This window comes from Mesorhizobium sp., assembly GCF_005063415.1.
In the GTDB taxonomy this organism is placed as follows: Bacteria; Pseudomonadota; Alphaproteobacteria; order Rhizobiales; family Rhizobiaceae; genus Mesorhizobium.
In genome coordinates this window covers 1-10,871 of sequence record NZ_SUEG01000031.1, presented here as the reverse complement: position 1 = coordinate 10,871, position 10,871 = coordinate 1, and the positions used below count along the sequence as shown (strand labels likewise).

General features: G+C 62.6%; 12 protein-coding genes and 1 pseudogene. 4 read left to right on the top strand and 9 right to left on the bottom strand.

Annotation, left to right across the window (positions count from 1 at the left end; genetic code table 11):
- Positions 1–111: 111 nt before the first annotated feature.
- Both E5W70_RS11200 and E5W70_RS11195 read right to left on the bottom strand, forming a co-directional pair.
- Positions 112–1,377, bottom strand: a complete 1,266-nt coding sequence (locus E5W70_RS11200; RefSeq protein WP_292657686.1) for a cysteine desulfurase-like protein — start codon at positions 1,375–1,377, stop codon at positions 112–114.
- A 47-nt stretch (positions 1,378–1,424) separates the two neighbouring features.
- A complete protein-coding gene (locus E5W70_RS11195) occupies positions 1,425–2,492 on the bottom strand; it encodes an aldo/keto reductase (RefSeq protein ID WP_292657683.1) in 1,068 nt (355 codons plus the stop codon).
- Positions 2,493–2,875: 383 nt separating this feature from the next.
- Between E5W70_RS11195 and E5W70_RS11190 the strand changes: the two genes are divergently transcribed.
- On the top strand, positions 2,876–3,040 hold the full coding sequence (locus E5W70_RS11190; protein WP_023674744.1) for a hypothetical protein: 165 nt from the start codon (positions 2,876–2,878) through the stop codon (positions 3,038–3,040).
- Positions 3,041–3,091: 51 nt separating this feature from the next.
- Here E5W70_RS11190 and E5W70_RS11185 read toward each other — a convergent pair whose 3' ends face one another.
- Positions 3,092–3,598, bottom strand: coding sequence for a DUF1993 family protein (locus E5W70_RS11185; protein ID WP_292657680.1), 507 nt, complete (start codon positions 3,596–3,598; stop codon positions 3,092–3,094).
- Positions 3,599–3,721: 123 nt separating this feature from the next.
- Between E5W70_RS11185 and E5W70_RS11180 the strand changes: the two genes are divergently transcribed.
- The gene (locus E5W70_RS11180) at positions 3,722–4,759 is read left to right on the top strand and encodes a DUF1176 domain-containing protein (RefSeq protein WP_292657677.1); all 1,038 of its coding nucleotides are present in this window, start codon (positions 3,722–3,724) and stop codon (positions 4,757–4,759) included.
- On the opposite strand, the gene E5W70_RS11175 is transcribed toward E5W70_RS11180, so the two are convergent.
- From E5W70_RS11175 to E5W70_RS11150, 6 genes and pseudogenes are all read right to left on the bottom strand, one after another.
- Positions 4,756–5,613 carry an alpha/beta hydrolase gene (locus tag E5W70_RS11175; protein WP_292657674.1) on the bottom strand — a complete coding sequence of 286 codons (858 nt, stop codon included), beginning with the start codon at positions 5,611–5,613 and terminating at the stop codon, positions 4,756–4,758. The two genes, E5W70_RS11180 and E5W70_RS11175, sit on opposite strands and share 4 nt — an antisense overlap.
- 92 nt (positions 5,614–5,705) lie before the next feature.
- Positions 5,706–7,316, bottom strand: coding sequence for a molybdopterin-binding/glycosyltransferase family 2 protein (locus tag E5W70_RS11170; protein WP_292657669.1), 1,611 nt, complete (start codon positions 7,314–7,316; stop codon positions 5,706–5,708).
- Entirely contained in the window at positions 7,313–8,017 is a 705-nt protein-coding gene (locus tag E5W70_RS11165) for an XdhC family protein (RefSeq protein ID WP_292657666.1), read from the bottom strand. The genes E5W70_RS11170 and E5W70_RS11165 overlap by 4 nt, the downstream gene beginning before the upstream one ends.
- A gap of 6 nt (positions 8,018–8,023) precedes the next feature.
- Positions 8,024–8,362, bottom strand: a complete 339-nt coding sequence (locus E5W70_RS11160) for an XdhC family protein (protein WP_292657663.1) — start codon at positions 8,360–8,362, stop codon at positions 8,024–8,026.
- A 25-nt stretch (positions 8,363–8,387) separates the two neighbouring features.
- A pseudogene (locus E5W70_RS11155) lies at positions 8,388–8,642 on the bottom strand (VWA domain-containing protein); the annotation flags it as partial.
- A 75-nt stretch (positions 8,643–8,717) separates the two neighbouring features.
- Complete coding sequence (locus E5W70_RS11150) at positions 8,718–9,212, bottom strand: flavin reductase (protein WP_292657660.1); 495 nt, start codon at positions 9,210–9,212, stop codon at positions 8,718–8,720.
- Positions 9,213–9,391: 179 nt separating this feature from the next.
- Between E5W70_RS11150 and E5W70_RS11145 the strand changes: the two genes are divergently transcribed.
- A complete protein-coding gene (locus E5W70_RS11145) occupies positions 9,392–10,465 on the top strand; it encodes a branched-chain amino acid ABC transporter substrate-binding protein (RefSeq protein WP_292657657.1) in 1,074 nt (357 codons plus the stop codon).
- Positions 10,465–10,871, top strand: a 407-nt coding sequence (locus tag E5W70_RS11140; protein WP_292657654.1) for a P1 family peptidase, incomplete at its 3' end; no start/stop codon positions are given. The genes E5W70_RS11145 and E5W70_RS11140, both read left to right, overlap by 1 nt.

Below are 10,871 nucleotides of genomic sequence, written 5' to 3'. Positions count from 1 at the left end.
GTCATCGTCCAGGAAGGCGGCTATCTCAGCGACGAGCTCGGCGACAATCTCACCGCTTTCCTCACCGGTTTTGGCGGCGCCCACAAGCGATGATCCGCCCGCGAGGCCCGCTCAGGATCGTTCCTGCCTCAGCATGGCGACAACGCGGTGCACGCTCTCCAGCGTCTCGTCGATTTCGGCTGAAGTGTTGTAATGAGCGATGCCGATGCGCACCACGCCCTGCTCGGCCGGAATGCCGAGCTGGTGCACGATCTCCCAGGCGTAGTTGTGGCCGGACCACAGGAAGATGTTTTCCGCATTCATCTGCCGCACGATCGTCTCCGGCACGATGCCTTCGACAGTGAACGATACCGTCGGCACACGCTCATTGATCCGCTTCGGATCAGTGATGCCGTGGATGGTCAGGCCGGCAATATCCGACAGACCGTCGATCAGCCGTTGCGCCAGCGGGTTCTCGTAAGCGATTGAAACTTCGAAGGCTTTGGCGATTTTCCGTCGGCGCGACGCTTGCTCGCCGGCTGCTGCGCCCAACTCGGCAAAATAATCGACAGCCGCCGACAGGCCGGCCATCAATTCAATTTGCGGCGTGCCGAGCTCGAAGCGCTCCGGCAAGGCATTGGACGAGCAGCGGCATTTGTACGGCTGCAGCGCATCGACGACGTCCAGCCTGCCCCACAAAATTCCCATATGCGGGCCGAAGAACTTGTAGGCCGAGCAGATCAGAAAATCGCAGCCGAGGTTTTGGACGTCGATCAGGCCATGCGGCGCAAACTGCACCGCATCGACGTAGACCAGCGCACCAGCCTGCCTGGCGATGCCGGTCAACGCCTTCACCCGGTTGATCGACCCAGTGAGATTGCTGGCATAGTTGAGCGCGACGAGCCGCGTCCTCTCGGAAAGCATCCTGGTGAGTGCTGCCTCCTCGAGCTGCCAGCTCTGCGGGTCGAAAGGCAGCCAGTGCACGACAAGGCTAAGGTCTTCAGCCAGTTGCAGCCAGGGTGAGACGTTGCCCTCATGGTCCATGCGGGTGAGGATGATCTCGTCCCCGGGTTTCATCGTACGGCCAAGCGTTCGCGACATGTGGTAGGTCAACGTCGTCATGTTGGCGCCGATAATGACTTCCTGCGGACTTGCCGCGCCAAGGAAATCCGCCATCGCCAGATGGGCCTCGTCGACAATGTCCTGTGCCGCAATGGTGGTCTCGAAGAAGCCGCCGAGATTGGCATTGGTGGTCAGCAAGCAACGCGATACTGCGTCCGCCACCGCCTGCGGCACCTGCGTGCCGGCAGGATTGTCGAGATAAATGCGCCTGCGGCCCTTGTCGGTCAACGACAAGGCCGGAAATTTCGCGCGCACCGCGTCGATCCGGAAGTCCATGGCTGTTCCCTCCCATTATGACTATCGGACAACCACGTCCCGACGCATCAAGGGCACGGATTGCCGACGCGCTGGTGGATCGCGTCGACGGCTTTCTGCATCTCGCCGGTCCAGACCACGTCGGCGGAAGAGAGCGCCATTTCGAGTTGCGAAATCGTGGTGGCGCCGATGATGTTCGAGGTGACTAGGGGCCGGTTCGAGACATAGGCATTGGCAAACAGCGCCGGCTCCATGCCGAAGGTGCGCGCCAACCGGTTGTATTCGAGCTGCACCTCGGCAGCATTCGGCGTCTCGTAGCGCTGGCCCCGGTTGAACAATTGCGAGCGCGAGCCCTGCGGCCGCGCGCCATGATCGTATTTGCCGGTCAAATAGCCTTGCGCCAGCGGCGAATAGGCAAGCAGCGACACCTGCTCGCGCTCGCAGACTTCGGCAAGGTTCACCTCGAAGGTGCGATTGACGAAATTATAGGCGTTCTGCAGCGAGGCGACGCGCGGGCCGAGGCCCTTGTCGGCTTCGGCAATAAAACGCATGACGCCCCAGGAATTCTCGTTCGACAGGCCGAAATGGCGGATCTTGCCGGCCTTCACCAGTTCACCGAATACGGCAAGCGTCTCAGCGATCGGCGTCTCGCCCTCCGGCACGCCGGCGGCATCGGAGCGTCGCGGTACGGCGCCGATGCGGTTCGGATTGGCGCCCCACGGCACGTCGCGTTCCGGCCAATGGATCTGATAGAGGTCGATGTAATCGGTGTTGAGCCTGGCAAGTGACTTATCAACAGCGTCGAAGACGTCGGCGCGCACCAGCTTCGACGGGCGGTCGCCGCGAAACCAGGTGTTGGCGGTGCGGCCGACCACTTTGGAAGCGAGGATCACCTGGCTGCGGTTGCGCTTCGCCTTCATCCAGTTGCCGATGATTGTCTCGGTGCGGCCCTGCGTCTCCGCCTTGGGCGGGATCGGATAGAGTTCGGCGGTGTCGATGAAATTGACGCCGCGAGCAACCGCCAGATCCATCTGGGCGTGACCGTCCGCCTCGGTGTTCTGCTGGCCCCAGGTCATCGATCCGAGGCAGATCTTCGACACGAAAAGATCGGTCTGGCCGAGACGGCGTTTGTGCATGGAGTTTCTCCGGCGGGAATTTTGCGCGGCTGCGCGAGGAGGAAGCAATAGCATACAGGAAAGCGCCGCCCGCTTCCAAGCCCACCGACGGCAGGTCAGGCGACTTTCCCAGGACGCCGGCGGACGGGGTTCATCCCAGCGGCCAATAAAAAGCCGGACTGCATGTGAATGCAGTCCGGAAGTTCGCCAGGAATGGCGAGGAAAAACCGGCCAAGGGCCGGCACTGAGGCCTACGGTCGAAGCACCGCAGAAGTTTCGCCGGAACAGCCGAATTATGTCAAAAAAGATCAGGGCAGCATGGCTGCCATGCGAATGCTGCACTGCACAATTGTCATGATCTGCCTATATTGACGGCCGTGGAGGTTCAATAAGGGGCTTGAATCATGGGATTCTTCACTGAAATGTTCGCCCGTCCGCGTCCGCGGGAACAGCTGCGCTATCGTGCGGCACTGGCGCTGCTCCATTCGATGAGCAATGCCGATCGCGCCGATATCGGCGTCAAGCCGGCCGATTTCCCGCGCATCGCCCGGGAAATGTCTCTGCGCTAAACAGCGCACCGTGAGATATCCCGCCGCAGCGGGATATCTCACGAGCGGATCTCAACGCAATCCGAGGAAGATCGACTTGCCCAATGGCACGCCGTTGTGGCGCAGGATGTCGTAGGCGGTGGTCAGGTGGAAATAGAAATTGGGCATGGCGGCATGCAGCAGATACTGCATTCCCGGCATCGAAACCTCGCGTCCCGCAAGCCTCAGTTCGACCATCCTGTCATCTGAACCATCGAATTCGGCCGCCGAGAACGTGGCGAGTAGATCGAGCGTCTTGGCAAGGCGCGCCTGCAGATCAGCGAAGCTCGCCTCATTGTCCTCGTATTTTGGCACCTCACGCCTGGCAAGCCGCGACGGCGCGCCCTTGGCGTGATCGGTGGCGATCTGTACCTGCCTTGTCAGCGCAAACATGTCCGGCGCCAGCCTCGCCGTCAGATACACCTGCGGATCGATCTTGCGATCAGCCGCATTTTGCTCGGCAATGTCCAGCACATTGGCTAGTGCCTTCAGCCTCGCCGAAAATACCGGCACGGATGCTTCATACATTGATATGGTCACAAGAAATCTCCACGCGGCCCGACTGCCGACGGCGAGAGGTAGCGCTTTCGCAGGCGATTGTTCAAGCGTCACCACGCCGCCGCAATCGATATGATAGGATTTTTCATCGAGTGGAGGTTTCCGATGAGACGCGCCCTTTTCGCAACGGCCACTTTTATCTCTCTTGCCGTTGCCGGCCAATCGGCGCTCGCCGCAGACGCGCCTTATATCGACGACAGGTCGAATGCCGAAGCGGTCATCCGGTCGCTTTATAGTGCCATCAGCCGGCACGAATTCGCGCGCGCCTGGGACTATTTCGGCGACACCAAGCCGGCCAAGGATTTCAATTCCTTCGTCAAAGGCTATGACGGCACGGACACGGTCGAAGTCAAAACCGGTGGCGTATCCGAAGACGGGGCTGCCGGCAGCATCTACTACAGCGTTCCGGTCGCCATCCGGGCGACGGCCAAGGACGGCAACGAGAATGTCTTTGCCGGCTGCTATACGCTGCGCCAGATCAACGCCTCGATCCAGGAACCGCCATTTCGCGCGATCTTCATCGACAAGGGTGCGCTGAAACCGTCAAAAGCCGATTTCGAGGATGCCGTGCCGGCAAGCTGCGGCGAAGGACCGCCGCCGCCTAAGAAGGACGCAGCGCTTGAGCAGGCCAACAAGGCGTTTGCCGCGACTTATGGCGACCAGTGCGACAAGGATCTTTCGGCGCAGGAGCCGGACATTTTCTCGATCCACTATAAGGACAAGGATGCGGCTGCCAGTGATCCCGAAAGCGAAACCCGGCTTTTCCATTTCGCCTGCTCGGCCGCGGCCTACAACGAAAACTCGATCTATTACATGAGCGACGACGTGCTTGGCGTGAGACAATTGCAGTTCGCCGAACCTGAAATGGACATCCGCTATGAGAACAATGACAGCGACGGCAAATTGCTGGGCATGACCATAGTTGGCTTCCAGACCTCCGGCTGGGCAACTAATTCCGATTACGACGAAGAGACCAAGACGATCACCACCTTCAACAAATGGCGTGGCATCGGCGATGCCTCTTCATCGGGGACCTATCTGTTTCGCAACGGCGATTTTTCCCTGGTCCAGTACGACGTCGACGCGTCTTATGACGGCGAGGAAAATCCGCAGACGGTCGTCGACTACAATACCGCGCCTTAAGGGGCTTTCAACAACATCCAGTTGAGCGTGCCGCGCCAGTCGGTCATGCGGATCGGCGTGCCGTGCGTGCCGGTCTCGAAGCGGACGAAGCGTGTGGGATAGCTCTTCGATTTGGCCAGGATGGAGCGGAAGAAGCCTTCCTGTTTCTCGACCGGAAATACCGGATCCTTGCTGCCTTGGCCGAAGAAGACCGGAACACGGCGCTTGAAGGCCGGGCTGGAGAAGAAACTCTCATCCCACAGCGAGCCGAGCAGCAGCAGCCCGTCGATGCGCCCGCCGGTGTCCTTGCGGGCGGCCAGCTTCCAGCATAACGAGCCGCCCATCGAGCCGCAGGCGACGAAGATTTTTGCGCGCGGCGATTGTTCGGCATAGTGGCCGATCAATGCGGCGATCTGGGTCGCACCAGTGTCGCCGAAATCGGAAAAATCCGGCGACAGATAGAGGCCGCCATTGCCGGCCATCAGGTTCTTGATGCGGTTGAAATTGCCGCCGAAGGTGAAGTCGTCGGCGCCCTGTTTGCGGCTGCCGCCCTGCCCGTGCAGGTAAAGCACGATGATACCCGCACCATCTGTCTTGCCGACGGCAATGTGGCGGACGTCGCCGGCGTCGGTCTTCAGCAAGAGATCCTGCTGCACCTTGCGCACGCCGGTTTCGGTGTATTGCGCGTGCACACGACGCTCCGGCACTTCGTCACGAGCGTTGATGTCGCGCATCTCACGATAATCGATAACCGAATACGCGCCGTTGTTTTCGGATGAGAGCGTCGCCGGATAGGCGAAGAGATCATCCTTGAAGGGTTTGAGTTCGAGAGCGTTGGCGTAGGCGGCGCAAGAGAGCGGCAAAAGAATCGCCATCAGCAGGGCCGGGAGGCCAGAGGGAGGCAAGCGGAACCGGAAGCAGGAACGAAAGGCCATCCCGCAGCCATGCGTTTTTCGGCTTCGGTTTGTCAATCCTGCAGCACGCCGCCGGCGCTTTCCAGCGCCTCGCGCGTGTCGACATCGACGGCTGCCCCTTCGCCGATCTCGACATCGATGACGTCGAGCCCTTCGGCCTCGACCAGATGGCGGGCACCGGTATCGCCTTCGAGGTGAGCGATCGCGGTGAACAGCGAGCGCGGCAGCACCACCGGGTTGCCGCGCCGGCCATCGTGCGAGGCGCGCACCACCGATCGCCATTCGGACTTGAAGAACGCCTCGATCAGCCTGTCGAGGTCGGCCGAGGCGACGCCGGGCATATCGCCGAGGACGATCAAGGCGCCGGTGGCGTCGCCGGAAATCTTGGCGATGCCTGCCTTCAGCGACGAAGACAGGCCCTCGGCGAAATCCGGATTGTCCGCGAAGATCACATCCATGCCCGACAGTGCATCGCGCACGCGCTCGCGCTGGTGGCCGGTGACGACGATGGTGGCCGCGGCTTTCGAACCGATCGCGCGCTCGGCAGTGCGACGGACCAGCGGCTTGCCATCGAACAGCGCCAAGAGCTTGTTCGGCCCGCCCATGCGGCTGGAGCGGCCGGCGGCCAGAAGCACGATCTCGACCTTTGGTTCGGCTTTGGCCGGCAACGGCTCGCGCGGTTGCGGCCGCGTCGGAATTTCCATCAACAGCCCGCCGACGCCCATGCCGGCAATATCCCTGGCGGTCACATCGAGGCCGGCGATCAGCCGGTCGAGCACCCAATCGAAGCCGTTCTCCTTGGGGCTGCGGGCGCAGCCCGGCGCACCGATGATGCGCTTGCCGCCTAGTGTGCCGAGCACCAGCAGATTGCCGGGATCGACCGGCATACCGGCGCGGATGACAGTGCCGCCCGCCCTTTCGATCGCAGCGGGAACGACGTCGCCAAAATCGGCCATCGCCGAAGCGCCGAAGATCACCACCATATCGTTGTCGCGGATCAGCGAGGCCGCAGCCTCGGCGACGGGGATAATTTCATGCGGCGTTCGACGCTCCGCCGTCAGCCTGCCGCCCGAACGCGCCAGGCGTGCTTCGGTGACGCGCAGCGTCTTGTCGAGCACGCTGGGTTTGATGCCGGGCAGCACCGTCTGGATGACGCCGACGCGCACCGGCTGATAGGCGTTGACCGCAAAGATCTCGCCGCCGGCGCAGATCCTTGCCACCGCATCCACCAAAGCGGAGGCGACCGCAAACGGAATGATCTTCACCGTTGCTATCATCTGACCTTTTTCGACCGGCGCATGCTGCGCGAGCGTGGCGATGGTGATCGTCGGATCGACAGCGTTGATAGCGTCGATCATCGCCGCATCGACGGTGAACATGCCGGCAGCCTGCGCGTGGAGGTTGACCCTGCCGGTCGCGGCGGGCTTCGCCTCGATGTTGCGGTGGATCATACATGCGGCGATCTTTTCGGCGGCCGCATCCTCGCCGAGATCATCGGGCGCCAACACCGCCGCGACGACCTCGGAAATGCCAGCGGCCTTCAACAGGGACACATCCCCGGCGCTTAGCCTGTGCGCTTTGCGAAAGCGGCGCTCTCCGGCTGTGGTGGCGTGCGCCAGCACTGCCCCTTCGGCCGCATCGATCGCAACGGGACCAAATTTCACGCGACCGCGCCTTTGGATTCGAGACCGCGGGAGCGAAAGGCGTGGATTGCTTGCGCCAGCACCGCGACGGCGATCTCGGCCGGGCTGGCGGCGCCGATGTCGAGGCCGATTGGGGCATGAATGCGAGCGATCTGGTCGGCGGTCGCCCCTGAAGCCAGCAGGCGTTCCACACGTTTGGCGTGGGTCTTGCGGCTGCCGAGCGCCCCGACATAGAAGCAACCGGCGTCGAGTGCCGCCTTCAGCGCGAAATCGTCGATCTTCGGATCGTGGGTGAGAGCAGCCAGCGCCGTATAGCTATCGAGCGGCTGGCGCTTCAGCACATCCTCCGGCCATTCGGCATGCGGCGCGATGTCGGGAAAGCGGTCGGACGTGGCAAAGGCCGTGCGCGGATCGATGATCTCGACAGGATAGCCGGCGATCCTGGCCATCGGTGCCAGCGCCTGGCTGATGTGGACGGCGCCGATCACCACCAGGCGCGGCTGCGGCAGATGTGCGTTGAGGAAGAACGTCCGCCCCTCAGCTTCGACCGAACCGGAATTGCCCGTGCGAAATGCCTTGGCGATGGCCGCCCCGAGTTCGCCGGCTACCTGGTCGCCCTCGCGCACGACACGGTCGCGGCCGTCGCCGAGGTCGGTGACCAAGATCGCCGCGCGGCGGGCGCGGCGTTCGGCGTTGAGTGTCTTCAGCGCGTAGGGATCCATCCGAAATCAACCCAATCTTTCGACATAGACCTTGATGCGGCCGCCGCAAGACAGGCCGACCTGCCAGGCGGTTTCGTCGGCGACGCCGAATTCCAGCATCTTCGCCTTGCCGCTATCGATAACATCGACCGCCTCGGTGACCACGGCGCCTTCGACGCAGCCGCCCGAGACGGAGCCGTGGAAATTACCTTCGGCGTCGATGACCAGGTGGCTGCCGACGGGACGCGGTGCCGAACCCCAGGTTTCGACCACGGTGGCGATGGCGACGTCCTTGCCGTCCTTCATCCAGCCCTCCGCGATGATCAGCGGGTCGCGGGCTTCATCGAGATAGATACTGTGTTCCATGATTTTCTCCCTGGCAGACATGTGGTTATGCGACGCGCCTCGCGCCAGCCTCGATCCACCTGCGCGGGTCGACCGAACGCACCGAATTTTTATCCAGCGACGCACAGAGATCGGCGAGCGCATCGAGATTGTGCACCGAACGGAATTCGTCGACACGCGGCAGCATCGCCTTGACGCCGCAGGCGCGCGCCTCGAAGCCGTCGAAGCGCAGCAGCGGGTTCAGCCAGATCAGCCGCCGGCAGGATCCATGCAGCCGTTCCATTTCCTCCGACAGGCGTCTCGTCGATCGTCCGCGGCGCCGGACGCTGTTTCAACTCGGTCATTCTGGCTCCGTGGGCGCGGCTATCTAAAGCCTCTACAGAGCGTGATAGCCGCGGTTGTGATAGATCAGCGGCCGCAAATTATCGCCGATGCGCAAACCTGTCACGTTGCCAAAAAGCACACGGTGCGTGGCCAGATCCTTGGTGTCGACCAACTCGCAGTCGAAGACGGCGAGGGCGCCCTTCAACGTCGGTGAACCGGTCGAGATCACATCCCATTCGGCCAGCGCGAAACGCTCCTCGACCGGCAGGCCGGTAATGCCGGAAAAGCCGATCGACAGCGGCTCCTGATCCGAAGCCAGCGTGTTCAGGGCAAATTTGCCGTTTTCCACGAACGGCTCGTTCTTGGGATTTTCACGATTGAGGCAGACCAGAATGGTCGGCGGCGTGTCCGACACCGAGCAGGCCGCGATCACCGTCGCGCCGCGCCTGCCGGCGGGGCCATCGGTGGTGACTACATGCACATGGCCGGCAAAATGGGCCATCGCGTCGCGGTAGGCCTGCGGCCCGATGTCATTCTTCTTCAGCACCGATGATTTCCACTAGTCAGAACCAACCGTTATATATGGCGGGATATTGCATGCCACAAGCGAAGTGCTTGAGCTATATCCTGAATTCCCGTGTTGCGCCAAAGCTGGCCAGCCTTTAGGTCTTGACGGCATTGGCGCCGGCAAAACACGCGATCGGCGCGGAGGAATTCTTCGCTCGCATGCGACCCTGGACAACCACAATAGCGGTGCTGGCCTGGCTCTCGGTCGCCGGTAGTGCGAGTGCCGAGACGCTCTTGGTCGGCGTCGCGGCACCTTTGTCGGGCCCGTCGGCGATCCTCGGCAAACAGATCGAGGCAGGCGCGACAATGGCGGCTGAAGCGAGCGATACCGAGATCAGGATGATCGATGACGCCTGCACGGCCGACGGTGGCGCCGCCGCCGCGCGGGAATTCACCGCGGCCAAGGTCAACGTCGTCGTCGGGTTTTTGTGCACCGACGCAATCGAGGCGGCTCTGCCGATCCTCAAGGATGCCGGCATACCGGTGATCACCGTCGGCGTGCGCACGGAAAGCCTGACCGACCGGCGCGCCAAGACGGGATGGCCAATCTATCGTCTCGGGCCGCGCGGCGACGACGAGCGCAATGCCGTCGCCGCCATCCTCACCCGCCTATGGCAGAACGAGCTGTTCGCCGTCGTCGACGATGGCACCATCTATGGCCGCGAAATGGCCGAGACGTTTCGGGCAGCCGCCGAGCAGGCGGCTCTGAAGCCGGTGTTCGTCGACACGTTCCGGCCGCAGCTCGACAACCAGATCGGCCTGATCGGCCGGCTGAAGAAAGCCGGCGCAACGCATGTCTTTGCCGGCGGCGACGGCGATGATGTCGCCATAATGGGCCGCGACGCCGGCCAGCTCAACACCGGAATGGTGTTTGCCGGCGGCGAAGCGTTGCGTGCGCCGCTGGGCGACGCGCCTTATGCCGCCGGCACGCTGATGATTGCGCCACCCGAATGGGCCGATGTCGCCGATCCCAAGGTGCTGCAAAGCTTTGCCGGACAAAACATCGTGCCGGAAGGTTACACGCTGCCCGCCTATGCCGCGGTCGAGATCGCCAAGGCGGCTTCAGCATTGACGCAAAGCTCCGGCGAGAGGCTGGCCAACGTGCTGACCGCGCATGACTTCCCCACGGTGATCGGACCGATCCGCTTTGACGAAAAAGGTGACCTGACGCAAAATCCTTATCGCGCCTACCGTTTCGACGGCGGCCGTTTCGTGCCGGCGGAGAGCCAATAATGTTCCATACGGGTCCGCGCAATCTCATCACCGACGTGGCCGGCCTGCGTGTCGGCAATGCGGCTCATGCCAAGCTGAAATCCGGTGTGACCACCGTCATCTGCGACGAACCGGCCGTGGCCGGCGTGCAAATCCTGGGCGGTGCGCCGGGCACCCGCGAAACCGACCTGCTCGAGCCGCACAATTCGATCCATGCCATCCATGCCGTGGTGCTTTCGGGCGGCTCGGCTTTTGGCCTTGACGCAGCGTCGGGGGTGCAGGCGTCATTGCGCGAAAGAGGCATCGGCGTCGAGGTCGGCGGCTTTCGGGTGCCGATCGTGCCGGCGGCGATCCTGTTCGACCTGCGCAATGGCGGCGACAAGGATTGGGGCCGGTATCCGCCTTACCGCGACCTTGGCTACGAAGC

What these genes read in the sequence shown, in the direction of transcription:
- E5W70_RS11145 (WP_292657657.1), top strand. Translation starts at nt 9,392, where the DNA reads ATGCGACCCTGGACAACCACAATAGCGGTGCTGGCCTGGCTCTCGGTC.
- E5W70_RS11160 (WP_292657663.1), bottom strand. Translation starts at nt 8,362, where the DNA reads ATGGAACACAGTATCTATCTCGATGAAGCCCGCGACCCGCTGATCATC.
- E5W70_RS11200 (WP_292657686.1), bottom strand. Translation starts at nt 1,377, where the DNA reads ATGGACTTCCGGATCGACGCGGTGCGCGCGAAATTTCCGGCCTTGTCG.
- E5W70_RS11195 (WP_292657683.1), bottom strand. Translation starts at nt 2,492, where the DNA reads ATGCACAAACGCCGTCTCGGCCAGACCGATCTTTTCGTGTCGAAGATC.
- E5W70_RS11165 (WP_292657666.1), bottom strand. Translation starts at nt 8,017, where the DNA reads ATGGATCCCTACGCGCTGAAGACACTCAACGCCGAACGCCGCGCCCGC.
- E5W70_RS11175 (WP_292657674.1), bottom strand. Translation starts at nt 5,613, where the DNA reads ATGGCGATTCTTTTGCCGCTCTCTTGCGCCGCCTACGCCAACGCTCTC.
- E5W70_RS11190 (WP_023674744.1), top strand. Translation starts at nt 2,876, where the DNA reads ATGGGATTCTTCACTGAAATGTTCGCCCGTCCGCGTCCGCGGGAACAG.
- E5W70_RS11180 (WP_292657677.1), top strand. Translation starts at nt 3,722, where the DNA reads ATGAGACGCGCCCTTTTCGCAACGGCCACTTTTATCTCTCTTGCCGTT.